Origin of the sequence: Stenotrophomonas sp. G106K1 (genome assembly GCF_037969685.1) — a bacterium.
Classification (GTDB): domain Bacteria; phylum Pseudomonadota; class Gammaproteobacteria; order Xanthomonadales; family Xanthomonadaceae; genus Stenotrophomonas; species Stenotrophomonas lactitubi.
Map to the genome: position 1 here is coordinate 48,147 of NZ_JBBPFR010000003.1, position 23,963 is coordinate 72,109.

Consider the following 23,963-nt stretch of genomic DNA (forward strand, 5'->3'; position numbering starts at 1 on the left):
TTGCCCCTCAAACGTCGACGTCGATGCAGGCACGCATGCGGATCACAACCGGAATCGAAGGACTGGACAGCATCATTGGCGGCGGGCTGCCGCAGGCGAGGCTGTACCTGCTTGAAGGGCCGCCAGGCTCTGGCAAGACCACGCTGTCCCTGCAGTTCCTGCTGGAGGGACTGCAACGCGGCGAACGCTGCCTGTACATCACGCTCTCGGAAACGGCCGAGGAGCTGCGCGAAGTCGCGTTGGCCCACGGCTGGTCGCTGGACGGCCTGCACCTGTTCGAGCTGGGTTCGGCCGAAGGGGCGATGGGCAATGGCCGCCTGCAGTCGGTGCTGCATTCGTGGGAGATGGAGCTGGACGAGACGGTCAACCTGATCATGTCCAAGGTGGACAGCATCGGGCCGACCCGGGTGGTGTTCGATTCGTTGTCGGAACTGCGCCTGCTGGCACAGGATTCGCTGCGCTATCGTCGACAGATCCTCGCACTCAAGCAGTTCTTCGCGCCCAAGAGCGCGACGGTGTTCCTGGTGGACGACCTGACGTCCACCGGCGATGAGCGCGATGGCCAGCTGCACAGCCTGTGCCACGGCGTGCTGTCGCTGGAACGCCTGACCCTGGACTTCGGCCCTGCGCGGCGGCGCATGCAGGTGCAGAAGCTGCGGGGCGTCGATTTCGTTGCCGGCTACCATGACATGGTGATCCGTCGTGGCGGCGTGCAGATCTTCCCCCGCCTGATCGCCTCTGAGCATCACGGACGGTTTGTCGGAACGCCCATCAGCAGCGGCGTGGCCGAGATCGACCGGCTGCTGGGCGGTGGTCCGCTGCGCGGTACCTCCACCCTGTTGACCGGCCCGGCCGGCAGCGGCAAGACCAACGTGGCACTGCAATACGTGTGGGCCGCCTGCGAGCGCGGTGAGCACAGCTGCATCTTTGAATTCGACGAGCGGGTCGGCACGCTGCTGGCACGCGCCTCCGCGCTGGACATCGACCTGGACAAGCACCTGCGTTCGGGCCTGCTGGAAATCCTGCAGATCGATCCCGCGGAAATATCGCCCGGCGAGTTCTCCTGGAACCTGCGCAAGGCCGTGGAAGAACGCAACTGCAGCGTGCTGGTGATCGACAGCCTCAACGGCTATGTCACCGCCATGCCGCAGGAAAAGCAGCTGATGCTGCAGCTGCACGAGATGCTGTCCTACCTCAACCAGAAGGGCGTGGCGACCTTCATGATCAACCCGCAGCACGGGCTGGTCGGCACGATGTCCACCGGCAGTCTCAATGTCTCCTACATCGCCGATGCGGTGGTGCTGTTCCGTTTCTTCGAGGCCAAGGGCCGCATCCGCAAGGCGATCTCGGTGATCAAGAACCGCGGCGGTGCGCACGAAGACACCATCCGCGAACTGAAGATCGACGGCCGTGGCATCACGGTCAGCGCCGCATTGGCCGACTTCCAGGGCATCCTCACCGGCACGCCGGAGTTCGTCGGCGACAGCGCAGCACTGCTGGGCCAGTCCGATGTCCGATAGCGATGAAGGCGGCACCGTTGTCCGCATCGTGGCCCCCTTCGGCCGGGATGCCGACAGCATCGCCGCGGTTCTGGCCAATGCGGGTCTGAAACCGCACATCGCACCCGGTCTGGAGGTATTGGCCAGCCAGCTCGATGACTGCACCGGGTTAGTGGTGGTGACCCAGGAAGCAGTGGCGCGCGACATCGAAGCGCTGCTGCAGGCGCTGCAGCAGCAGCCGGCCTGGTCGGACATTCCGTTCATCCTGCTGCGCTCGGCGCGTTCCTACCGGCGTTCCACCCGCGAACCGCTGCTGCCCGGCTCGATCAACGTGGTGGAGATGGACCGGCCGCTGGGCAGCATGTCGCTGCTCAGCGCAGTGCAGGGTGCGCTGCGTGCACGCGCGAAGCAGTTCGTGGTGCGCGACCAGCTCACCGCATTGGCCGATGGTCGCGCGGCATTGGCGCGCAGTGAAGCCGAACTGCGCCTGATCGCCGACGCGATGCCGGTGCTGATCGCGTTCGTGGACCGCGCGCTGTGTTTCCGCTTTGCCAACAAGGCTTACGAAAGCTGGTTCGAACTGGCCACCGGCGACGTGATCGGCAGGCATGTGCGCGAGGTCATCGGCGAGCCGGTGTGGCAGCAGCGTCGGCCGGCGATGGAAGCGGCGTTGGTCGGCCGTGAGGCGGTGTTCGAGATCGTCTGGCCCCATCGTGTGTACGGGCGCCGGGACTGCGAAGTGCGTTACTCGCCACGCCGGGATGCCGATGGTCGCATCGACGGCTTCCATGTGTTCGTCACCGATATCACCGCCGCCAAGCTGGCCCTTGCCAGCAGCCAACAGCACGCGCACGCGCTGGAGGCGATGGTGGCCGAGCGTACCCGCGAGCTGGAAGCGCAGATGGCGGCGCGCGAGGCCAGCGACGCCGCACTGCGGCAGTCGCAGAAGATGGAAGCGATCGGCCAGCTGACCGGCGGCATCGCCCACGATTTCAACAACATGCTGACCGGCATCCTGTCCGCGCTGGACATCGTGCGGCTGCGCCTGGACATGGGGCGGGTCGACGACCTCGAACGTTTCCTGGACACCGCCACCGCCTCGGCCCAGCGTGCGGCGGCACTGACCCAGCGCCTGCTGGCGTTCTCCCGGCGGCAGTCGCTGGATGCGCGGCCGGTGGAGCTCAACACACTGCTGGTTTCGGTGCAGCACCTGCTGCACAGCACGCTGGGCGAGGCCGTGCGTATCCGCGCCGAGCCCTCGCCGCTGCCGTTGCACGCCACGCTGGATGCCAACCAGTTCGAGAGCGCGCTGTTGAACCTGGCCATCAACGCGCGCGATGCGATGCCGCACGGGGGTGATCTGACCCTGCGCGCATCGGCGGTCAGCGTTCGCGAAGGTCAATACACGGCCGTGCCCGCAGGCGACTACGCGATGGTGGCGGTGGCCGATACCGGTGCCGGCATGGCGCCGGAAGTGATCGAGCGTGCGTTCGAGCCCTTCTTCACCACCAAGCCCATCGGCAAGGGCACGGGCCTGGGCATGTCGATGGTGTACGGCTTCATGCAGCAGTCCGGTGGCCACATCGCCATCCAGTCCAATGTCGGCGAGGGGACGACCGTGCTGCTGTTCATTCCGATGTCGGAGGCCGTTGGAGAGGAGGCGCCTGCACCTGCGCAGCCGATCCGGCGCGGCGCCGGCCAGTCCATCCTGGTGGTGGAGGACGACGAGCAGGTACGAATGCTGGTGACGGTGGTGCTGGAGGATCTGGGCTACCACGCCCAGGTGGTGGGCGATGCCGACGCGGCGATCCCCATCCTCACTTCGGCGCAGAGCATCGATCTGTTGGTCACCGATGTGGGGCTGCCGGGACTCAACGGCCGCCAGCTGGCGGAAATCGCGCGGCAATCGCGGCCGGCGCTGCCGATCCTGTTCATGACCGGCTATGCGGAAAAGGCACAGGAACGCGCGGCCTTCCTCGATGAAGGCATGGCGATGATCGCCAAACCCTTCCTGCTTGATGAGTTCAGCATGGCGGTACGTACGGCGATGCCGGGCGGCGCGTAGTGGCGTAGGTCCTGTAGAGCCGAGCCCATGCTCGGCTGTCGTCGGACTAGCGTCTCACGCATGTTGCCGAGCGTGGCTTGGCGCCACCGAAGGGCTACGCGCGCAGCGACGACTCGCGCACCACCAGCTTCACCGGAATGCTCTGGCCTTCCACCGGCTGCCGGCCGATCAGCGCCAGTAGCTTCTCCACCAGCAGCTGGCCGGCCTGCTTGGTGTCCTGCTGCACGGTGGTCAGCGGCGGCGACACCGAGGCTGCCAGCGGGATGTCGTCGAAGCCGGTCACCGCCACCTCCTGCGGCACCCGCAGGCCCTGCTCGCGCAGTGCGCGCACCGCGCCGATGGCAATCAGGTCGCTGGCCGCGCAGATCGCATCGATGGAACGGTCCTGCGCCAGCAGTGCCAGGCAGGCCTCGTGTCCGGATGCCTCGGTGGTGATCGCATCGTGCTGCAGCGCCGGGTCGGCGGCCAGGCCGTGCGCACGCAGGGCTTCGACGTGGCCGCGATAGCGCTCCTGGAATTCCGGATAGTGGCTGGAAGCATGGCCGAGGAACGCGATGCGGCGGCAGCCCTGTTGCAGCAGGTGGACGGTGATGTCATGCCCGCCCTGGAAGTTGTCGCTGCCGATCGACACCCCCGGCTGGCCGGGCAGGGCCGCGCCCCAGCGCACGAAGTGCGTGCCTTGTTCCACCAGCCGCTGCAGGCGGTCGCGCGACTCGTGGTAGTCGCCATAGCCGAGCAGGATGATGCCATCGGCCTTGTTGCTGTCTTCGTAATCGGCCTGCCAGTCGGTGGACAGCTGCTGGAAGGACACCAGCAGGTCCTGCCCGTGCAGCGCGCAGGCACGGGTGATCGAGCCCAGCATCGAGTGGAAGAACGGGTTGATCAGCGAGTCGTCATTGGTCGGGTCCTCGAAGAACAGCAGGGCCAGCGTGCCGGCATTGCGCAGGCGCAGGCTGGAGGCGTTCTTGTCGACCTTGTAGTTCAGCTCGCGGGCGATGCGCAGGATGCGCTCGCGGGTCTCGGCGTTGACCATCGGGCTGCCGCGCAGGGCCCGCGACACCGTGGGCTGGGAGACCCCGGCCAGGTGGGCGATGTCCAGGGAGGTGGCTTTGCCTTTGATGGTCATGGGGGCCGGAAGGGGGATGATCGGGGAATGATGCCATGCGGCGCCGTTGGGCTGGCGCCGGTGCCAGGGCAGGGTGCGCGCAGGACCCTGCGACAGGGCTTCGGGCCCGATTCCGGCCCCGTCCGGGCGCTTTCCTGACCCAGGTGTCGGCCAAGGGGATGGTAAGATGCCCCGTTCTTGCATCCCCCAAATTTCCCGGGGGCGACCCCAGCGCTCTGCACCCCCGGCCGGGGACGTGCTATCACTGGCGGCCTGCCCCTGGACAACGGACGAAGGTACCTATGGCGCGCGGCATCAACAAAGTCATCCTGGTCGGCAACCTCGGCAACGACCCGGACGTGAAGTACACCCAGGGCGGCATGGCGATCACCCGCATCAGCCTGGCCACCACCAGTGTCCGCAAGGACAAGGATGGCAACCAGCAGGAGCGTACCGAGTGGCACCGCGTGGTGTTCTTCGGCAAGCTCGGTGAGATCGCCGGCGAGTACCTGCGCAAGGGCAGCTCGGTGTACGTCGAAGGCAGCCTGCGTTACGACAAGTACACCGGCCAGGACGGCGTGGAGAAGTACTCCACCGACATCATCGCCGACGAAATGCAGATGCTGGGCGGCCGCGGTGAAGGCGGCGGCGGTGGCAATTTCAGCGGCGGCGAGCGTCCGCAGCGCCAGCAGGCCCCGCGCCAGGAGTACGGCGGCGGTGGCGGTGGCAACGCGCGTGGCGGCCAGGGCGGTGGTTACAACCAGGGCGGCAACCAGGGCGGCGGCTACGGCCAGCAGCGTCCGCAGCAGCAGCCGCAACAGTCGGCGCCGCCGATGGACGACTTCGCTGACGACGATATCCCGTTCTAGTTCCTACTTAACGGTTTTAGTGTTGATAGAGGCCCTCATCTTTATGGATGGGGGCCTTTTTCGTTAACAACATTAGTTTCTGGCAGAATTCCGGCGTGATCTAACCTTCGACCTAAGGCAAGGTGTTGATAGATGACTGGCTATACACCTGAGCGAATCAGATTTGAGAACGGAGAGCGGCACTCGGTGCTCCGGGCGCCCAGTGGCCTTCCTGTGCATGAAGTGACGCTCTACCTGGGCAAGTTCAGGACGAAGGGACTCGCGGCGAACACAATCCACTTTGCTTGCGGAAGCATTGGTGTCCTCTACAACAGTCTAAGGGCTGAGAGGATCGATCTGATTCAACGCCTTCGCGAAGGGGAGTTCCTCACAGCGCCGGAGCTAGGCCGCATAGCTACGGCAGCGCAGTACTGGGTAAAGGATGGCGAGGAGGAGGCGGAAAGTATGCCATCCACAGCTATCAATGTCCGGCGAATCAGCGCTAAACGCGGCAGAGGCGATGCAGATGTTTTGAAGCGCGTGGTCGATGTTCAGACGCGTGCCTCGCGATTACGCTACATCGCGGACTTTCTGGGATACATTTCTAGCTACGTAGGGACGACATTGCAGCGAGCGCAGCGCGAAGATCTAAGGGTGGAGACCCTTCATGCGCTCGGAGGATTTCGAGAGCACATTCCTCGGATCTCCAAGCGGGCCAAGTTAGGTGCTCGTGTGGGCTTGAGTGTGGAGGAGCAGAACCGAGTTCTCGCGGTTGTCCACCCGGAGTCCCCCAACAATCCATGGGTGCGTGGATTCACCCGCCGGCGAAACTGGCTCATCGTTGTCCTGCTCTTGGCAATCGGCATTCGCCAAAGTGAGCTGCTCGGCTTGCAGCTTCGAGATATACATGCGGACCAGCCAAAGATCGACATCATAAGGCGCGCTGACGCGCCAGAAGACGCAAGAGTTAGTCAGCCAAATACGAAAACAAATGATCGGACGCTTGAGGTCTCAGCGTCGATCATGCGGCTACTACTTGCGTATGTGAAAGAACGCCGCGCCATCAATCTGGCGCGATGGCACCCTCAGCTGATCGTATCGGATGAAGGCGATGCGTTATCGCAGAAGAGTATCGACAAAATTTTTCGGCAGATCAGGGCTGCCTGCCCGGACGTCTCGGTGAAAATAACGAGTCATGTGCTGCGACACACCTGGAATGAGAGGTTCTCTGAGCAGGCAGATGCTATTGGACTGTCGGAGGTTGAGGAGCAGCGGGCCCGGATATGTCAACAAGGATGGAGCGACAATTCTAAGACAGCGGCAACGTACACGCGGCGACACACAGAAAGGAAGGCGCAGCAGTTGTCATTGAGGATTCAGGAGGATCTGGATGGAAGGATCAATGGCAAGAGCTGAGCAAGATGGAGGAATTCCTGTCGCCAGGTTGCCCTTGAAGGCACTTACTCGGAGCGGCTTGGTGTTCAATCCTCAAGAAGATGTCTGGCAGTGGGTCGATGGAGTGTTCTCCGTCCGCATGGACTTCAGGCGCCTTTCGATGTGTGATAGTCAATTGGTGGAATCTTTAAAGTACACCCTGCACATATTCGTAGAAGGCAATGCCCCTACATACGCCGTGAACCTCTTCAACGGATTCCTCCACTTTCTTCGCGTTACCGAGCTTGAGTCGGTAATTGAAACAATTGGCGTCGTAGATTTGTCCTCCTATAGAGCTCGGCTGGCTGAACAGGAGGGGTGGCGCTTAGGTTGGCTCAATGTGCTGATCCAAAAGTGGGTCAAGCTGGGGCTGCCGGGTGTTCAAAGCGACTGCGCCGAGTATTTGCGGGAGAGGCGTAAGCAGGGTAATGCTAAGGGCCAGGCGGTGAGACAAAGTTGCCCTGTAGAAGGTCCCTACTCAGACGAGGAGTACATTGCTCTCTACAGATCGGTAGATACCGCCTACGGGCAAGGAGAGATAGCTCTCTGGGTGCTCGTTCTAACACGGCTCCTGTTCGCTACGGGTGGCCGGATCTCCCAGATCGCGTCCCTTAAGGTAAAGGACTTTTCGTGCGTCAATGGCTCCTATCTGCTGAAGCTTCCCCAAGTAAAGAATGGCCTCGATCACTCTCGTCAGTCATTCACGGTGTTTCCGATTAGCCCATCGACTGCGCGCTTGGTGGTTGATCTCATCGAAAGTCGTATTGATGGCGATGGTGATTCGGCGCTTTTTCTGCAGGAAGAAGTGATGCGGCATGCACTCCCGCGGAATAGAAGGGTTGAAGGTGATCCATTCTTTGGCCACTGCACGCGCGAATCCTTGAGCAGAATATTCAGCAAAATTCTTAGCTCTATCGCTCCGCTTACTTCCAGACTGGGCTTCGAGACGCTGCCAATCAATCCGAGGAGGTTTCGCTATACCTACGGCACACGTTTGGCCGAAGAGGGGGCAAGTAAGGCGGAGATTGCTGATAGGTTGGGTCATGCCGATCTTCAGAATGTGGATGTCTACTTCGAAGCCTCTCCGAGTATCGTGGACAACATTGATCACGCAATGGGGGAGCAGTTGGCGCCGCTGGCACGAGCCTTTCGTGGTCGGATGATTGATGCTGAAGAGCAAGCTACGCAGTCGGGTGAGGCAGGTAGTCGAATCATTGATTTCCGCGTATCCAGAAAGCCCTTGGCAAGTTGCTCTTCCGGTGGGAGGGGATGTGCCTTGAGTAAACCGGTAGCGTGTTACACATGCTTCCGCTTTGAGCCTTGGCTTGACGGCCCGCACGAATTGGTTCTCGACCGCCTCGAGCGAGAGCGGGCTGAATGGTCAGCAGATCCACGAATCGCCGCGATCAACGATGTTGCGATCATCGCCATCCGGGAGGTCATCGCAGACTGCGCGTACGTGCGGAAGCAAAGGGGAGGGGCGCGAGGCGCATGACAAAGAACGTACTCCACTTCACGCCAAGGGATGAGCTCGAGCCGCTTGAGAACATTCAACAGTTCATCGCCATTTGCCGCCAAAGCGAGGTTCTGGGAGCAAGCGCCCAATTCGAAAGCGATGTTTGGATTCTGGGCAATCTGAAGGGCCACAATACAGTAAACAGGGCAATCTTCAGAACGTATGAGTCTGTACGGGATGGGCGGCGTGGGCTACCCATGCCGCAGCCGTTTCTGGATTTTGCGAAGGCGACCCTGGTATATCTTCACGATTGTCGACCGGTGGTCTCACAGGGCATCCGGTTGTCCGCGCTACGCGTTATGGAAGCCGCTTTGCGCCAAGGCAATAAGGGATCTAGGCCAAGCGCTGTTGATGTTGGCGTCCTCGATGGCGCGGTCGAAATTGCTGTGCAATCGGTCACGCCATCGGTGGCGTATAGGATCGGCGGACAGTTGGAACTGATTGCGAAGTTCATGAGAGAAAAGAACTTCATCAGTCTGACGCAGGACTGGAAGTGCGCTCTGGGGAAGCCGAACGAGCTCGGCTCCCGAATATCTAAACAGGCCATGCAGGCGCGGCAGGACAAGCTGCCATCCGCAGCTGCGTTGCGCGGGCTCGGCGGTATATTTCAACAGGCGATCGAGCCTCGGGACGTCCTTGTTTCGAGTTATTTGGCCCTTCTAAGCTGCGCGCCCGAGCGAATCAACGAGGCGTTGAGGCTGGAACGCGATTGCATAGTTGAGGGATCGGGGCGCTTTCAGGGGAAGCGTGGCTTGCGATGGCCGGGATCAAAGGGGGCGAAGGACGGCACCAAATGGTTGCCCACGCAGATGGCATCTACCGCGAGAGAAGCTCTGAGGAAGCTTCTGACTGCAACGGATCAGGCGAGCCAGCTTGCTGCGTGGTATACCACTAATCCGGGTGTTCTGTTTCTAGATGATGCTGTGGCTCATCTTAGAGGGGTGGCAGTGCTGAGTCCTGCTCAGATTGCATTGATACTTTGGGGTGATGAGAGCGCTGGCGCTTCTGCATTTGCTTGGGCGAGGAATACAAAGAAACTCGAGCCAGTGCCAATGGGAGGAAGGCGGTTAGGTTTCCTGTTTGCAGATGTCGAGGCTGCGGTAGTTGCTATGCTTCCTCGCACATTCCCCTTTGTCCCTGGTGCGAAAAAACTTCTATGTCGCGACTCAATTGGTGTTGTGCTTTTCAATGAACTTAATGCCGATAAGATTACCTACGTCTGTATGTTCTCTTGCGTGAGTTATACGATGATCGCCAATTCGATTAAAGCGCATGACGGTCGGCCGTCCATCTTCACGCGGTTCGGATACACCGAGGATGACGGTAGCTCTATCCGCATGAACACGCATTCGCTTCGACACTACTTGAATATGCTTGCTCAGATGGGAGGTATGAGTGACGTCGAGATTGCGATCTTCTCCGGCCGCAAGGACGTAGCGCAGAATCGGGCATACGACCACATGAGCTCTGACGAAGTCCAATCTCCAGTGAGTCAAGCCATTGCATCCGGGTTCATGGCTAATCTGGTGGAGAAGCCGCCCAGGCACATCATCTTGCGAAGCCATTTCTCCGAGGTAGGTGCCTCAGCCGCCCACACCACTGCGTATGGATGGTGTATGCATGATTTCGCAAGTGAGCCATGTCTGATGTACCGCGATTGCATGAACTGCGAGGAGCAGGAGTGTGTGAAGGGGGAGAAGCAGAAGGAGCAGAACCTGCGTGCGTTGAAAAGAGAGACTGAGTGTCTTTTGGCTGCTGCCAGGCTTGCACTTGAAGATGAGGAGTACGGCGCAGATACATGGGTGAAGCATCAGGAACTGACGGTGGAGAGAATTGTTTCGCTGCTTGCCATTCTGGAGGACAATTCAGTCTCGGACGGCGCACGCATTCGACTGAACATCGTGAATGCAGCGATGATAGTGGACCGCGGAAAAATTCAATGTGGCTTGTTCAAGTCCAAGGGATCGAAGCCAGCCAAATGAAGAAGAGACGTGCTCCTGATCTCACCGAGGATGTCGTGAGCAGTATCCTTGATTCCATTGACGGATGGAAAGGAAAGCTTACATGGGACCTGCTTATCGCTGCAGTGGAGAAGACGACGGGCATTGAATATTCTAGGTTTACGCTAAGTGCGTATCCAGAGATTGCCAACGCCTTTAGGCTGCGGAAGGAGACTTTGAGAGGTACTTGGACGGGCGAGCAGTCCGTTCCTAGGGACGAGAAGGTGCGCGCTGCCTTGGAGCAGGTTGAGCGGCTGCAGAGATCTGTTCAGCGGCTCAGAAGTGAGAACATGCTGCTCAAGGAGCAGTTTGTAACTTGGGCTCTCAACGCTGAGCGAAAGGGGGTGACCATGCTGATGCTGAGCGCCCCGCTGCCGAAACCAAGTCGAGATCAGTCCAAGGCCTCGAAGGAGTAAGCGTGCGGTGCCTGCGCTCCGCTGCTGCCAAAGATCCTGAACCGCTGGTTGTGAGCTGGAAGGGCGCGCACGAAGGCGAGCATGCCGTAAATTCTGTTCCAGTCCCTCAACCAACTGGACACCTGTTGCCAAACAATCTTGACAGTGACGTCAATGAATTGGATGCGGTAACCATGCTGGACAGCGCTGCCAGGCTGGAAGCCACTAGCAAGCCTTGACATTTTGATGGATTCTGCATAAGGGTCGTAATGCCCCCGCAGATCCCGAGGGCTCATCCGCAATGGCGGCCCCCAAATTCCACTGCGCCAGCTGGTTACGCCGGCATGCACGGTGGCATCGTGGAACTGCTCGATATCGTGCGTTACACGGCAGTGCGAGCATATCGATCGGTGTGCCGAGTAAGGGGTGCGGAGTGGAGGCCGACGTCCCCCCCCCCCCGCCAGCTCCCCATACCGGCCGTTGCAAGTCGGCTCGATGGATCAGTTCGCCGCTTCTGGCGGCCATTCCTCCGGAACCAGCGCGGGCGGCTTGGTCCACGGTTCCTCGACCAGCGCGTCCTGGAACCACTGATCGCGCAAGTTCGCATGCTCAGTGACGATCAACTGGAAACCTGGGACATCCTCCAGGGTGAACTTCAGCAGCAACTCGAACAGCCGGCGCACCGCATCGAGATCGGCGTCCTTTTCCGTCTTCTGCACAGAGCCGTCGGCGTCCCTGTAAACCTGCTCGGAGGGGAAGTAGACCTGGGTTGGTTGGTCGATCAGCAGGAAGCTTGGAATGGGACGGTTGTTCTGTGCCGCAAATAGATGCAGGGCGAGCAGTGCCGACAGATGGTAAGCCAGATGGTTCTCACCGCCTCCGGTCCGGCCCATCGGCACAGGACGCTCGGGTCGATCGAAGATGATCGTCAACTGTGGCAGGTTGAGCCGTGCAGGATAAGGGCCAAATTCGGCGTTGAACTTCTGGACGTACCGCGATACCTGTGCAGAGATGTTGCTGAGAATCGAGGTCAGGCGTTCGTTGCTGTCGTCGGCGCCGATTTGTTCATCGAGCTGTTTGACTTTACTGTTGAGACGGCGATTTTCAGCTTCCAGCTTGGCAAGATCCTCATTCGGGAGGATCGCTTCCAGGAACAGGCTGATACGGCCGACGACGCGGGCGGCGGCGTTGGTGCGGGTGCCCATCTGGGCGATGACTTCGTTGGCCGAGATCGCCGCGGATAGCTCGGCTTCCTTCAGCTTGATATCGCCCGCGATTCCGTCCGCCTTGCCGGTCAGTTCGGCCAGGTAGGCTTCGAGCTTGGGGCGCTGGCCGGTGGCGATGCGCAACTCTTTGTCGAGCGATTCCAGTTCCTTGAGCAGGACGACGGCGACCGGAGACTCCAGCGCCAAGTTTTGCTCGCTGAACGGCCATTGCCATTCACCGCTGTCGGGGTTTTTCGGCAGCGCCTTGATCGAGGCCAGCCGGTCTATCTGTTCGGCGGCCTCGTTCTCGTAGCCACCCGACCGCTTGGCGAACTGTCGTGCTGCGTCGATCCGGGTCTGGGTGTCACGACGATCCTGACGCAACCGGGCAAGTTCATCTTCCAGAAGCGAAACCCGGCTGCCATCGTCGTCTGGCAACGTTTCGGGCTTCCACGACAGCGCCAACCTCAATGCATCAATGATCCCGTCGGTATTCGGGTTCTCGTCGGTACTGCCGATGACTCCGACCGTCTTTGCTTCCGAGTAGAGGCCGATAGCTTGTTCATGCGATGTGTCGACGGCGTCTCGCGCCTGCTCTAGCTTCTTGTTGCTGATTCTGAGATCGCGCTGCGCTATACGCAGTTTGGATTTCAGCTCGTAGCGATCGTGCGAGGAGACGCCGAGCAGGATTGGCAGCGTGTCACGGATCGCCTGCGGTTGGAACTGCTCGTTCTGCCGATAGAAAAGTTGATCTTTGTTGGCAACCAAGCCCTGCTTCTGGAACAGGTAGTAGAAGGTGTGCTTGACGTTCGCATCGTAGCTGTCGCGGCTGTGCTCAACCGCGACTTCCGTGCGGTTCTCCGGAATGCCGAGCAGGCGCGACAGCAGTTCGACAATGCTGTCGTCGTCGGTGTTGATCGCCAGATCTTTGAACAAGGGAGCCTGCAATTGAGCCCCCCTTCGCAGCATGGCCGTGCTGCAGCTGGCGCCTCCGCCGGGCGGGGTCGGCTTGGCGACCAGCACCTGCTCATTCTCGAACTGATAGATCACGGCGAACCAGGCCACCTTGTCGCGGATTATGCCTTCGGGGACGTTAAACGAGGATCGTCCCATGCAATATTCGATGATCTCGGAGAGCGCTGACTTTCCGGTGGAGGAGCGACCGGTGATGACATTGAGTCCGTCTACCTTGAACTGGAGGTCACGGCGCTGGCCATCATGGCTGTAGATGTGGATAGATCTGATCTTCATGGACGAATCCCGAAAGTCGTGTAAACGGTCGCTCGGTCGGCGATGCGTGCAAATTCCTTTCCGATGATGCGTGCCGCTCTCTGGCAGGCAACGGTTTCGGCGGTTCCATCAACGCTCTTGCGGACCCTCTTGGGGACGGTCTGGATGCGACCATCGTCCGCGACGGCGATACAACCCCTTTCCATCAGCACACCGAACCCCTCGAAGGCATACGGCAACATCTGCGTAACTCGGTCGGTGAACCCCACCATGATTTGCTGGTTCTTCTCCGCGGTCTTGAGCAGGTAACTGCGTGGACTGCTGGCGATCACCTCGCGTGAATCCTTGTGCATGCACAGGGGCAGCACGAGCAGCGACAGCGAAAATGGCATGCCGCGGGCGTCTTCTTCCTCGTAGCCGTGCAGGGCGCGGAAAAGGACCAAGCCGCAGAATGCAGGATTGAACAGGTTCCGAATTTCAAAGGGGCGCTGATCCCATCGCTTCACGAAGCCACCCCCAGCACCTCGCCAAGGCGGTCCAGGAATCTGGGATGCCAGTAGACCTTGGGTTCGGGCCTGGCATCCGCCAGGATGTGGAAGCTGCCGCGAAGGACATAGGGCTCCGTCACTCGTGCGCGAATGCGTAGGGATTCGATCTTCCCTGTCTCAAATTCCGCCCAGTTATAAAGGAATGCGCCAGCTTCGCGCAGTGCTTCTTCCACGCTGTCGTCATTCAGCTTTTCGAAAGCGACATCCTTGTAGCGTCCCCACTCATCGGTGAGGCGATCTTCGTACTCTTCGACTTCTCCCAACACAAGCAGATTCTCGCGTGCCCAGGCCGATCGTTGCTCGAACGCTCGGTAGTAATCCAGAATCGCGCTCCTGATTCGATTGGAGGATATGCCGATCTCGCGAAGTTGGGCCACGAACAGGCGCGGGTCGGCATCAGTGTCGATTTCGTCGGTGGGCACCTTTCCACGGAACGTGATAGGCAGATTGTCCGCCTTATATTCCTCGGCGAAGTTCGAGAGCTTGTCCGAGACTTCGTAGCCAAAGATCCCTTCCGACTTGGCGCCAGTCAACTGCTTGATCACTGCGTCGCTCCACCAGCCCTCCAGCCGCTCGAAGACGAACTCGCGATGCTCGCGTCGGATGCTTCGCATGTGCTTGTCCCTTATGAGCGCCGGAATGTCACTGATGCGTGGGCTGCCATCGAGGATCAGGATGCGTTCGAGAAAATCTTGCTTTTCGGGTTCACTCAGTTCGTTGAAGGCTGTAGCGATCGGCGCGATGAGTTTTGATGTCGAACCGGCAAGTGCGGTATCGGCCAATTCGGTCAGCGTTTTCGCATCGCCGGCGGCGGGCTGATCAGGGAGAAGACGGGTAAGGAACGAGCTGGTCGATACCGTACCGGTGGTGAACAGAAAGAACCGCAGGTTCGATGCGGCGTGGCCATCCCGTTTGTACCGCGCCAGCCAGATGTTGACGGACTTCCAAAAGTCCGTCGACAGGTCGGTCAACCTATCGCCAACTGCTTTGTGTTTAAGTGAGGCCAAGGACTTGCCACCGTCGCCGTCGACAAAGTCGAGGTCGTCGTCCTTTTCTAGTGAGATGGCAGTGTCTTCCGGCAACTGAAGCAGTTGTAGCAGCGCGAGACGTGCCTGGTAGATATATCCAAGACCCTGCTCGCTGGCTGAAAACTTATCGGTGGGCGCCTCGGCCATGCCTAAGTCCTTGTGCTAGTTCTTGGAGGGCGGGAACGACGATAGGCCGGGGCCACATAGCGCATCTTCCGATGCGTTATGTCTTACGCTCTTTTTTTCCCGTCTATGGCCGCAAACCCGCCCCCTACTTGTCCATTTCTGGCAATAGTAACAAATCGTCTTGGCTGGGGAATCGATTTTGAATTTCGCTGCTTGGGTGGTGCATGGGTACTTCCACGACCTTGAGCCTGAAGCGATTCTGGAGATTGTTGTGCTCCTCGAAGTAGCGTGCAGTCGAATGCTTCTTGACATTGCCATTGAGTCGCAGCTTGACCGACGAGAAACACCGCTCTGAATCAGGGACCACCAGATGGAAATGCAGTCGGCGACCTTGGTATTGTTCCGCAAGGTAAGCATCGGCCTTGTGTATAATCCAACGGACTTCATTGGCGCTGATGCGCTTTCCGAGCGTGTATTTGCACTGGACGTAAATGGTCTCGTCGTCGCGTTCAAGAACCAGGTCCACGCCACTGTCCACGAAGCCGAATTGAAGTCCTCGGTACGTCAACGCATAGCCTTGAGCCTCGAACTCCAAGCCGACATGTCGTTCGTACACATAGCCCCAGTGCGAGGGTGAAAGCGATGCGTAGGGGAAGCTGTGAACTGGCTTTCCGTCCTGGACCACGTGCAGCGCATTATCCATGCTATCGAAAACCAGATGGCCGGATCTCAATGCTCGTCCGAGCCGCAGTCGCTCCTTCGTAGTGCTGCCTTCTCTTGTGGTTTCAGTCGTCATGATCCCTGCTGTTCGGCGTCGATGATCCTTCTCTCCGTTGACAAACGATAGCTCAATTGGGCGCCTCCCGGCCTTGCCGGTCCGCGCTGTCGCGCTGCGCATCGATCCGAAGACGCCGACCGACCTGGGCCCAGCGGCACCGCCCCAATGAACTGGCCGGTGTGCCGGTGCAACAAAGCCCCCTTGCGGGGGCCTCGTTCGTCGGCGCTTGCGCAGGGATTCTCGCGCTCGCTCCCCATTTCCGGGTGAGATTGCCGGGACGGCACACCCACGGTTCCGAAAGCTCTTCAGGCCGCCATCGGGGGCCATGTGCACCGGCTGTCAGGTTTCTTCCCGGAACGCGTCGGATTTTTCAGCCAGCCACTGCTCCACGGTTTTTCCTTTGAGCTCCTGAGCCAAGTAGCTGGCGCAAAGCGAGGTGCCGTCCGAACGCAGGTTGGCCACCGTGTGCGCGGCCAGGACTGCGGCCCCCAGCAGGTGCACCTAGGTGCGCCCGTTTTCCTCCCACCCCTTGGGCAGGGATTCAATGGCGGCCATAGCCTCTTGCCCTGACAGGTATTGGATACAAGTCAGATAAGACCACTGGAGGCCCACTTCCTCGCGCAAGCGCCTGCCGGCGGCCTTCTCGTCCAACTGGCCCTGGGCACTGTCCAGCAGCACGTGGGCGGCCGCGATGGCCTTGCTTTGGGGAGAGAGCCGGCTCTTTTTCTTGGGGAACAGTCCGAGCACGATCAGGCCTTCTTGGTGACATTCTTCGCAGGTTTTTTGACGGCCTTCCGCGTGATCTTCTTCGCCGCCTTGCCCGCCTTCTTCATGGCCTTGGCGGGCGCTTTCTTCACTGCACCATCGGCTGGCGGGAACCTCGCACCGGGGTTGGCCTGAGCCCACGCCTTACCCACGGCGGACTTGGCCCATGCGGTGAAGGCCTTGGGGGCCAGGCCACGGCCCGCCCAGGTTTCCCCGCTGGGAAGGCGATACTTCGGAGCCACCTTTCCGAGCTTGCGGCCCTTGATTGGCCCCTTGGCGGCCTTGGTGGCACGCGCCGGCTTGGCGTCGATCGTTTCACCGATGAGCTTGGCCACCTGCCGCCGCTGGGCTGGACTGAGGACCTTCGCATACTTCTGTAGGACCGCCAGGGCTTTGGGCACCTCGCCGTCGCGCTTCTCCACCAGCTTCTTCTGGGCTTCGAGCTGTTTGATTTCGGCGTTGAGGGACTTCAGGGTGGTCAGGGCCAAGGGAACGCTCCGTTCGGGAATTCAATGGTTATAGCCCATCGCTATGTGCATGACCACCCGACGCTACCGGGGGCCAACGGGAGAACCAAGTTGCCTCAGTTTTCTAATGGGTCTCCTCGGGAACTGTTCTGGATCTTCTTTACCTCTCGCTCAATATTTTTGTTCTGGCCGCGCGATGGCTGTGACGTGATCCATCCGGGCCAAAACGAACGTACGCCGAGCCTGCCTTAGGGATGCTCTGAACAACTCCCGGGGTAGTGCCGGCCGCTGGCTGGCAACCTGAGAGACATTGACGGCTCATGTTGAGGAGCCATCCATGCAGCTGACATTCGGCGACGCCGAGGGCCTGGGCAAGCGCAAGCAGACCCGTCGCGAGATCTTCCTGGCCGAGATGGAACAGGTGGTTCCCTGGAAGGCGTTGCTGGGCCAGATCGAGCCGCATTACCCGCGCTCGGGCCGCGTGGGTCGGCCGCCCTATGCGATGGAGACGATGCTGCGCATCCACCTGTTGCAGCAGTGGTATGCATTGAGCGATCCAGGCATGGAAGAAGCGTTGCACGAGATCGCCTCGATGCGGCTGTTCGCTCGACTCAGCGGCCTTGATGCGATTCCTGATGAGACCACGATCCTCAACTTCCGTCGTCTGCTGGAGACGCACGGCCTGGCGGCGAAGATGCTCGAAGCGGTCAACGCGCACCTTGCCCGTAAGGGCCAGAGTCTTCGCGCAGGTACGATCGTGGATGCCACGATCATCCACGCGCCCAGTTCGACCAAGAACGCCGACAAGGCGCGCGATCCTGAGATGCACCAGACCCGCAAGGGCAACCAGTGGTACTTCGGTATGAAGGCGCATATCGGCGTAGATGAGTTTTCCGGCCTGGTACATCACGTGAAGTGCACTGCGGCCAATGTGGGCGACGTGACCGTCACCCATGAGCTGCTGCACGGCAAAGAAGACTCCGTGTTCGGCGATAGCGGCTATACCGGCGCAGACAAGCGATCGAAGGTGAAAGCAATTGGCAACGCTCGCGATCGCAAGCAGGTCGAGCGCTGGGAGCGCTGCAAGTCCAGCCTGCGCGCCAAGGTCGAGCATCCATTCCGGGTGATCAAACGGCAATTTGGCTACACCAAGGTGCGCTACCGGGGGCTGGCCAAGAACACCGCACAGGTGCTCACGCTGTTCGCACTGTCCAATCTGTGGATGGTGCGTCGGCAGTTGATGCCAGCATAGGGGTAAATTCGTCCCGAGGTGTCCGCAAGGGCACTTGGGGAGCGGAATAATACGGCAATGCTCTGCGCCCACCGGCTCCGGATGACTCCGGCACTGGAAATCCAAGGCTCAGCGACGATTGTTCAGAGCATCCCTAGGCAAAATTCTGATTCTGCAACGCATCTCGGAACCCTTGTACACCGGCTTGAGTGACAACTTGAACGATCGAGAACGTACTGGCTACCCCGCCACACGGAGCGCATACCTGACGCCGCGGCCGCAGAAGGTACTGCTCCAGTGTCCGCTAGTATCGCGGAGGCCCCGACGACGCTGCGGGAAGAGGTATGGGTTCTGGCGTACTGGCTCAGGGCCCGATGGATTGGAATGGACTCTTCTGCACTGACAGTGATAGGAGCAAGCCCGGCTTGCAGCGGGGCCGCTTCACCTTCCACTATGCCTATCGACTGCATACAGGCATCACGAACTTGATTGATTCAGTCAAGAACTCAAAGCGTAACGAGACCGTCAGACTGCCCGCCTACGGTCGCTGAACACATAGTCCTAGATGGGAAGCACTGGCCGTGTCCTCGCACCACGCAGTGTCCGATGCTATCCAATCCTCCGACGGGCTCATACCGGTTGCCCAGTATGTGCGGATGTCGACCGAGCATCAGCGCTACTCAACGGAGAACCAGGCTGCGGCAATCGCTGAATACGCCAAGGCGCATGGCATGCGGATCGTCCAGACCTACGAGGACTCTGGTAAGAGTGGACTCAACTTAAAAGGTCGAAGCGCCCTTCAAGCTCTTCTGCGCGATGTGAAGCTCCCCTCTCCCAGCTTCAACGCCATTTTGGTCTACGACGTCAGCCGTTGGGGACGGTTCCCGGACCCCGACGAGGCCGCCGCCTACGTTCACGCCTGTAAGAGCCATGGCGTCCCGGTCATCTATTGCGCAGAAGCTTTCAAGAACGATGGCTCGTTGCCCTCGACCATCATGATTGGCCTCAAGCGCAGCATGGCTGCCGAATACAGCCGCGAGCTATCTGACAAGGTGTTCAGAGGGGCGTGCAACATCGTGCGGCACGGGTTTCGACAAGGAGGCGCGCCGGGATATGGCTTGCGCCGCCAACTCGTGGATGAGCACCTCCGGCCCAAGGCGCTGCTCGCTCGAGGAGAGCAAAAGAGTATCCAGACCGACCGGGTGATCCTGGTGCCCGGGCCTGCGCAAGAAGTTGCCACCGTCTTGCGCATCTATCGGCTGTTTCTGAAGGACGGCATGCCCGAGCGGGTCATCGCCTCCGTTCTGAACCGAGAAGGCACTCTCAATGAGGTGGGTGGCCTCTGGAGCAGAGGGACCATCCATCAAATACTAACGAATGAGAAATACGTCGGTCACAACGTATACAACCGGACCTCGTTCAAGCTGAAGCTGCAACACGTTCAAAATCCGCCGGAGGCGTGGGTGCGGAAGGAGCATGCGTTTGAAGCTATTGTTCCCGTTGATCTGTTCGAAAGCGTACAAGCCGTCATAGCGGCACGTTCGGTCCACTTGGACAATGGCCAGATGCTGGAAGCCCTGCGCTTTCTGCTCGAACGGCATGGCGCGCTGTCAGGGATGCTGATCGACGAAGAAGAAGGCGCCCCCTCAAGTAGCGCCTTCCGCCATCGGTTTGGAAGCCTGCTCCGGGCCTATGGCTTGGTTGGTTACTCCCCCAAACGCGACTACGCCTACCTGGAGATCAATCGCGCACTTCGGCAGCGGCATCCTGAGATGGTTCAGCTGGTGGTCGATGGCATCGCCCAACACGGTGGGTGGGTCGAGCCATGCCGGGATACCGGTCTGCTGCGGGTGAACGGTGAGCTCCTCACGTCCGTCGTCATCGCACGGTGCAAGCCCACGCCCGCTGGCTCTAACCGCTGGCGCATCCGACTGGATGCAAGCCTGACGCCGCATCTGACTGTGGTGGTCCGAATGGATCCCGGCAACCGTCATGCCTACGACTACTACGTGCTTCCCTCCATCGATTTCACCCCCGAAGGCATGCCCTCCATGGAGGATAACGGCTTTTCCTTGGACGCCTACCGGATGGACACGCTGGAGGAGTTCTTCGCCCTGGCCGGTCGGGCCGCATTGCTGGAGGCCGCATGACGAAAAAAAGCACAAGCGTTCAGATGATCCCCATTGCCGACATTCACGTCGCCAACCCGCGTGTCCGAAACCAACGCATCCACCGCGGCATCACCCGAAGCATCGAAACGGTGGGGCTAAAGCGCCCCGTCAGCGTTCGCAAGGCATCCCCTGAAGAAACGCCGCTCCCCTATGCACTGATCTGCGGCCAAGGCCGCCTCGAGGCCTGTAAGCTGTTGGGCCACCGCGAAATCCCCGCCCTAATCCTGGACGTGGACGAGCACACCGGCCACGTCATGAGCATCGTGGAGAATGTGGCCCGTCGAACGCCCAGGGCAGCTGAGACCATGGAGCAGGTCCAGGTGCTTAGGGAGCGTGGTTACTCAGACCCGGAGATAGCCACCAAGCTTGGCTGCACTCCGTCTTGGGTGAACAGCGTGGCCAACCTCATGGAGCGTGGAGAGCGCCGTCTGCTGGCCGCCGCGGAGGCCGGCCACATTTCCTTGGCGCTTGCCGTGAACATCGCCCGGGCAAACGATCGCGATGCGCAACAGTTGCTGATGGATGCCTACGAGGCCGGTGAGCTTAAGGGAAAGAAGGTGACCGTGGTCCGAAAGATCTTGGCTCATCGAGCTAGAAGCGGGAAGAAGGGAGCCAACACCTACGCTCACGGCACACCTCGGAAGAAGTTGACCCCCGAGGACCTGGCCAAGCTTTACAAACGCGACGTGGAAATGCACCAGCGCATCCAGAAGAAGGCTGAGTTCACGCAGCAATCGCTCCTCTTGGCCAGGCAGATATTCAAGGAGCTGTTTGCCTTGAAAGATTTCTGCGGACTTCTCCAATCGGAGGGGCTGACCAGCGTCCCGCAGCCATTGGCTGACTTGCTGCCCCGCAGAGGACTGGGCCGATGAGTAAGAGGCAATCTTCGGGCGTGCGCCTGGGTTTTGAAAAGGATTGCGTGGACATCCAGCTGGCCCAATTGCATTACAGTGTGGCCATGCCCACGGGGACCAAGACCTCGGTCAAGTATCAGCAGATCGTGAGCTCGGTCAGGACGGTAGGATTGGTTGAGCCCATCGTGGTCACCTTGGACCGGGGCAACGCCGGGTGGTTCTTGGTACTGGATGGGAGAATGCGCCTGGATGCCCTGAAAGAGCTGGGAGCATCCGTGGCCCCCTGCTTAATCTCGACGGACGACGAAGGCTACACCTATAACAAGCAGGTGAATAGGCTATCGGTTGTCCAAGAGCACCGAATGATTCTCAGGGCAGCGGAGCGCGGGGTCTCCGTGGAACAGCTGTCGGATGTCCTCAATATCTCGGCCAGTTCTATCCGGGACAAATTCCGGCTTTTGGATGGAGTTTGCGACGAAGCCACGTCCATACTGGCTGACAAGTCAGTAGCTGCAGGCGTCTTCCGGTCGCTGCGGAAAATGAAACCGTTCCGACAGATCGATGCTGCTCAGACCATGGTCAACTTGGGGGACTACTCGATCAAGCTGGCTACGGCACTTCTCCAGAATACCCTTCCGGAACAGCTGATAGACCCCTCGGAGGTAAAGCCGGCCAATGGTGCCCCTATTGAAGCCCTCCAACGCCTAGAACGGGAGCTGGCAGCGTTGCAAGCCGATACGAAGCTGCTGGAGGAGAACTATGGGCCAGCCAGTCTTCAGCTCGAGATCGTCAAAACGCACATTGGATCCGCTCTGCTGGAAAATGCCGCAGTTGTACGATGGCTGGCCAAGAACAAGCCGGATCATCTCCAACAGCTTCAGCGCATTGCGGACATCAAGCACCTCAAGGCGGGGTAGCCTTCTGAACTCCCCCCACTTGGATTCCCCCGCGATATTGCGAAACCGCGACGCCCCCCGAGATTGAGTAGCGCGACGGTTTGGAGTCCAATCCTCAACGACAAGGAAATTGGGCGTGAAGAAGCGCTTTTCCGAAGAACAGATCATCGGCTTCCTGCGCGAGGCCGAGGCGGGCATGCGGATCAAGGACCTATGCCGCCAGCATGGTTTCAGTGAGGCCTCGTACTACCTGCGGCGCAGAAAGTTCGGTGGCATGAGCGTGCCGACGCCAAGCGGCTCAAGGACCTGGAGGCCGAGAACACAAGCCTGAATACATACAGCCAAGCACTTGGACACCGTCGCCAAATGAACTGGACACCGCCACCAAACAAACTGGACAGTGGCGCCAAATGAACTGGACAGGCGCACCATACTGGACACCACCGATAGGGCAGTCGCATCTGCTGCACGTAGCCGAGGATGGTGCTGCCTAGTCCGCAGAGGACCGAGGCCAAGGTTCACCCTCCACTGGCAGCGCGAATCTGGATATCGTGTTGTACCCGCTGATCCTCCATCTGCTGCTCAAGTTGATTGGCCAGGGCCCGTTGATGGGCTTCCTGAGTCACAACATCAAACTGCTGCATCGACTCTTCCACCGAGGTCTGTGCGGCCAGTTCCGTCGGCATCGCAGCCCGCAGATGAGCAGGATTGCCTGGTTCGCCCTGTACCACGAACAGAGTGTACCCGGCCGGCTTGTCTGCGGTGGCGTTGCTCAGCAGCACGTGGTCGACCCGCTCCAGATCGTTGTCCTTGGCCAGCACCAGCAGGCTGGCCACCACCCGCTCGCTGGTAGCGTCAAAGCTGCGCCCATGCTTGGCATCCAAGGCTTGCACACCCTCTAAGACCTGCTGGTAAAGCACGTGGTCGGGGTGACCCGGGCGGGTGGGATCAGCCTTCTCATCGCGCGCAATCCGCACCGGCTCGGCATCGCTCGCCACTGCATGGGCCGGATGCGGGGTAGGTTCCGTCACGGGTTCAGCCCATGCAGTCACCGGCTCAACCGGGGCCTGCATGGGGGGCCTTTCGTGTTCAGGCACGCTATTTGGTAGCAGATGCCCCATGAAAATGCTGGGAGGACTTTATACAGTCCTCCATGACTTGGCGCACCCCTTCCTCACTTAAGTGGTTGATCGTAAAGCACTCCCGGCTGCAAGGGGAGATTGAGCTACTGCGACGGGAGGCGGACGAGCTAGATGCTCAAGTCGTCGAGCAGCGTCAGCGCTTAGAAAGGGCAGAAAGAAACCTCTTAGCCATCGAGACATCTCTTGGCATGCACGAAGTGCAAGTCGACGTTTGCGAAATCGCCGCGGTCATTCCTCACGTCAACCAGCCTTTTTACAGGCACGGTGACTGACTCGGAACTTGTACGGTGCGTTGAGAATCGCTGGGGATTGGCTGACGACCGGTGAGTTGGTCGAACGCCTGACGGGGCACACCTACGAGAATTGCGACCGAAAGTTGTACGAGAGGATCCGGCGGTCGTTCCGGAAACGCCTGACCTCATTGGTCTCCCGGGGAAGCGTGGAGCGCGAATTTTCTCAGGGCAGGACAGATAGCCGGCAGAACCACACCCGCTGGCGCCTGCTCTCGGACAAGGCTTAGCCTCTTCCGCCCTAGTTCGCCAGCAGAGCATTGTCAGGGTACAATCGACCATTCTCACGAATAACGGTCGCCAGCGATGACTCCACCCTGACGCTTGATTTAAGAAGCGATCCAGACATTGATGTCTGGAAGGGTGCCTG

The 23,963-nt window shown here is 60.0% G+C and carries 20 protein-coding genes and 2 pseudogenes; 13 read left to right on the plus strand and 9 right to left on the minus strand.

What is annotated here, in order from left to right:
• Window positions 1-23 precede the first annotated feature (23 nt).
• Window positions 24-1,520, plus strand: coding sequence for an ATPase domain-containing protein (locus tag WKB25_RS04260; protein WP_340568886.1), 1,497 nt, complete (start codon window positions 24-26; stop codon window positions 1,518-1,520).
• On the plus strand, window positions 1,510-3,564 hold the full coding sequence (locus tag WKB25_RS04265; protein WP_340568887.1) for a PAS domain-containing protein: 2,055 nt from the start codon (window positions 1,510-1,512) through the stop codon (window positions 3,562-3,564). Before WKB25_RS04260 ends, WKB25_RS04265 begins: the two co-directional genes overlap by 11 nt.
• A 94-nt stretch (window positions 3,565-3,658) precedes the next feature.
• Here WKB25_RS04265 and WKB25_RS04270 read toward each other — a convergent pair whose 3' ends face one another.
• Window positions 3,659-4,690, minus strand: a complete 1,032-nt coding sequence (locus WKB25_RS04270) for a LacI family DNA-binding transcriptional regulator (RefSeq protein ID WP_340568888.1) — start codon at window positions 4,688-4,690, stop codon at window positions 3,659-3,661.
• Window positions 4,691-4,971: 281 nt separating this feature from the next.
• Between WKB25_RS04270 and WKB25_RS04275 the strand changes: the two genes are divergently transcribed.
• The 5 genes from WKB25_RS04275 to WKB25_RS04295 all read left to right on the plus strand — a co-directional run bounded on the left by WKB25_RS04275 (window position 4,972) and on the right by WKB25_RS04295 (window position 10,883).
• The gene (locus WKB25_RS04275) at window positions 4,972-5,538 is read left to right on the plus strand and encodes a single-stranded DNA-binding protein (protein ID WP_340568889.1); all 567 of its coding nucleotides are present in this window, start codon (window positions 4,972-4,974) and stop codon (window positions 5,536-5,538) included.
• Window positions 5,539-5,670: 132 nt separating this feature from the next.
• A complete protein-coding gene (locus tag WKB25_RS04280; protein ID WP_340568890.1) occupies window positions 5,671-6,933 on the plus strand; it encodes a site-specific integrase in 1,263 nt (420 codons plus the stop codon).
• Window positions 6,920-8,446: a site-specific integrase gene (locus WKB25_RS04285; RefSeq protein WP_340568891.1), complete on the plus strand. Its 1,527-nt coding sequence runs from the start codon at window positions 6,920-6,922 to the stop codon at window positions 8,444-8,446. The genes WKB25_RS04280 and WKB25_RS04285 overlap by 14 nt, the downstream gene beginning before the upstream one ends.
• A complete protein-coding gene (locus tag WKB25_RS04290; RefSeq protein ID WP_340568892.1) occupies window positions 8,443-10,449 on the plus strand; it encodes a hypothetical protein in 2,007 nt (668 codons plus the stop codon). Before WKB25_RS04285 ends, WKB25_RS04290 begins: the two co-directional genes overlap by 4 nt.
• Entirely contained in the window at window positions 10,446-10,883 is a 438-nt protein-coding gene (locus tag WKB25_RS04295) for a hypothetical protein (protein ID WP_340568893.1), read from the plus strand. Before WKB25_RS04290 ends, WKB25_RS04295 begins: the two co-directional genes overlap by 4 nt.
• Before the next feature lie 479 nt (window positions 10,884-11,362).
• Here the strand turns inward: WKB25_RS04295 and WKB25_RS04300 are convergent, their stop codons facing one another.
• The 7 genes from WKB25_RS04300 to WKB25_RS04330 form a co-directional block, all read right to left on the minus strand.
• The gene (locus WKB25_RS04300; RefSeq protein ID WP_340568894.1) at window positions 11,363-13,318 is read right to left on the minus strand and encodes a DUF3732 domain-containing protein; all 1,956 of its coding nucleotides are present in this window, start codon (window positions 13,316-13,318) and stop codon (window positions 11,363-11,365) included.
• Window positions 13,315-13,803 carry a three component ABC system middle component gene (locus WKB25_RS04305; protein ID WP_340568895.1) on the minus strand — a complete coding sequence of 163 codons (489 nt, stop codon included), beginning with the start codon at window positions 13,801-13,803 and terminating at the stop codon, window positions 13,315-13,317. The genes WKB25_RS04300 and WKB25_RS04305 overlap by 4 nt, the downstream gene beginning before the upstream one ends.
• On the minus strand, window positions 13,800-15,020 hold the full coding sequence (locus tag WKB25_RS04310; RefSeq protein WP_340568896.1) for an ABC-three component system protein: 1,221 nt from the start codon (window positions 15,018-15,020) through the stop codon (window positions 13,800-13,802). Before WKB25_RS04310 ends, WKB25_RS04305 begins: the two co-directional genes overlap by 4 nt.
• A gap of 124 nt (window positions 15,021-15,144) precedes the next feature.
• Complete coding sequence (locus WKB25_RS04315; protein ID WP_340568897.1) at window positions 15,145-15,795, minus strand: restriction endonuclease; 651 nt, start codon at window positions 15,793-15,795, stop codon at window positions 15,145-15,147.
• 321 nt (window positions 15,796-16,116) lie between these two features.
• A complete protein-coding gene (locus WKB25_RS04320) occupies window positions 16,117-16,278 on the minus strand; it encodes a hypothetical protein (RefSeq protein ID WP_340568898.1) in 162 nt (53 codons plus the stop codon).
• Window positions 16,279-16,524: a hypothetical protein gene (locus WKB25_RS04325; protein WP_340568899.1), complete on the minus strand. Its 246-nt coding sequence runs from the start codon at window positions 16,522-16,524 to the stop codon at window positions 16,279-16,281.
• 2 nt (window positions 16,525-16,526) lie between these two features.
• The gene (locus tag WKB25_RS04330) at window positions 16,527-17,030 is read right to left on the minus strand and encodes an H-NS family nucleoid-associated regulatory protein (protein WP_340568900.1); all 504 of its coding nucleotides are present in this window, start codon (window positions 17,028-17,030) and stop codon (window positions 16,527-16,529) included.
• A gap of 316 nt (window positions 17,031-17,346) precedes the next feature.
• Here WKB25_RS04330 and WKB25_RS04335 point away from each other — a divergent pair.
• From WKB25_RS04335 to WKB25_RS04355, 5 genes and pseudogenes are all read left to right on the plus strand, one after another.
• Window positions 17,347-18,258 (plus strand): annotated as a pseudogene (locus tag WKB25_RS04335) (IS5 family transposase); the annotation flags it as partial.
• A gap of 632 nt (window positions 18,259-18,890) precedes the next feature.
• The gene (locus tag WKB25_RS04340) at window positions 18,891-20,390 is read left to right on the plus strand and encodes a recombinase family protein (protein ID WP_340569121.1); all 1,500 of its coding nucleotides are present in this window, start codon (window positions 18,891-18,893) and stop codon (window positions 20,388-20,390) included.
• A complete protein-coding gene (locus tag WKB25_RS04345; protein WP_340568901.1) occupies window positions 20,387-21,283 on the plus strand; it encodes a plasmid partitioning protein RepB C-terminal domain-containing protein in 897 nt (298 codons plus the stop codon). Before WKB25_RS04340 ends, WKB25_RS04345 begins: the two co-directional genes overlap by 4 nt.
• The gene (locus tag WKB25_RS04350; protein ID WP_340568902.1) at window positions 21,280-22,182 is read left to right on the plus strand and encodes a plasmid partitioning protein RepB C-terminal domain-containing protein; all 903 of its coding nucleotides are present in this window, start codon (window positions 21,280-21,282) and stop codon (window positions 22,180-22,182) included. The genes WKB25_RS04345 and WKB25_RS04350 overlap by 4 nt, the downstream gene beginning before the upstream one ends.
• A gap of 115 nt (window positions 22,183-22,297) precedes the next feature.
• Window positions 22,298-22,485: pseudogene (locus tag WKB25_RS04355) on the plus strand (transposase); the annotation flags it as partial.
• Between the two features lie 194 nt (window positions 22,486-22,679).
• On the opposite strand, the gene WKB25_RS04360 reads toward WKB25_RS04355, so the two are convergent.
• Entirely contained in the window at window positions 22,680-23,234 is a 555-nt protein-coding gene (locus WKB25_RS04360) for an XVIPCD domain-containing protein (protein WP_340568903.1), read from the minus strand.
• A gap of 80 nt (window positions 23,235-23,314) precedes the next feature.
• Here WKB25_RS04360 and WKB25_RS04365 point away from each other — a divergent pair, with 80 nt between their 5' ends.
• Window positions 23,315-23,575 carry a hypothetical protein gene (locus tag WKB25_RS04365; protein WP_340568904.1) on the plus strand — a complete coding sequence of 87 codons (261 nt, stop codon included), beginning with the start codon at window positions 23,315-23,317 and terminating at the stop codon, window positions 23,573-23,575.
• Window positions 23,576-23,963: the final 388 nt, after the last annotated feature.

Coding starts and splice junctions, on each gene's coding strand:
- WKB25_RS04260 (WP_340568886.1), top strand. CDS start 24: ATGCAGGCACGCATGCGGATCACAACCGGAATCGAAGGACTGGACAGC.
- WKB25_RS04265 (WP_340568887.1), top strand. CDS start 1,510: ATGTCCGATAGCGATGAAGGCGGCACCGTTGTCCGCATCGTGGCCCCC.
- WKB25_RS04270 (WP_340568888.1), bottom strand. CDS start 4,690: ATGACCATCAAAGGCAAAGCCACCTCCCTGGACATCGCCCACCTGGCC.
- WKB25_RS04275 (WP_340568889.1), top strand. CDS start 4,972: ATGGCGCGCGGCATCAACAAAGTCATCCTGGTCGGCAACCTCGGCAAC.
- WKB25_RS04280 (WP_340568890.1), top strand. CDS start 5,671: ATGACTGGCTATACACCTGAGCGAATCAGATTTGAGAACGGAGAGCGG.
- WKB25_RS04285 (WP_340568891.1), top strand. CDS start 6,920: ATGGCAAGAGCTGAGCAAGATGGAGGAATTCCTGTCGCCAGGTTGCCC.
- WKB25_RS04290 (WP_340568892.1), top strand. CDS start 8,443: ATGACAAAGAACGTACTCCACTTCACGCCAAGGGATGAGCTCGAGCCG.
- WKB25_RS04295 (WP_340568893.1), top strand. CDS start 10,446: ATGAAGAAGAGACGTGCTCCTGATCTCACCGAGGATGTCGTGAGCAGT.
- WKB25_RS04300 (WP_340568894.1), bottom strand. CDS start 13,318: ATGAAGATCAGATCTATCCACATCTACAGCCATGATGGCCAGCGCCGT.
- WKB25_RS04310 (WP_340568896.1), bottom strand. CDS start 15,020: ATGGCCGAGGCGCCCACCGATAAGTTTTCAGCCAGCGAGCAGGGTCTT.
- WKB25_RS04315 (WP_340568897.1), bottom strand. CDS start 15,795: ATGACGACTGAAACCACAAGAGAAGGCAGCACTACGAAGGAGCGACTG.
- WKB25_RS04345 (WP_340568901.1), top strand. CDS start 20,387: ATGACGAAAAAAAGCACAAGCGTTCAGATGATCCCCATTGCCGACATT.
- WKB25_RS04350 (WP_340568902.1), top strand. CDS start 21,280: ATGAGTAAGAGGCAATCTTCGGGCGTGCGCCTGGGTTTTGAAAAGGAT.
- WKB25_RS04360 (WP_340568903.1), bottom strand. CDS start 23,234: ATGCAGGCCCCGGTTGAGCCGGTGACTGCATGGGCTGAACCCGTGACG.
- WKB25_RS04365 (WP_340568904.1), top strand. CDS start 23,315: ATGACTTGGCGCACCCCTTCCTCACTTAAGTGGTTGATCGTAAAGCAC.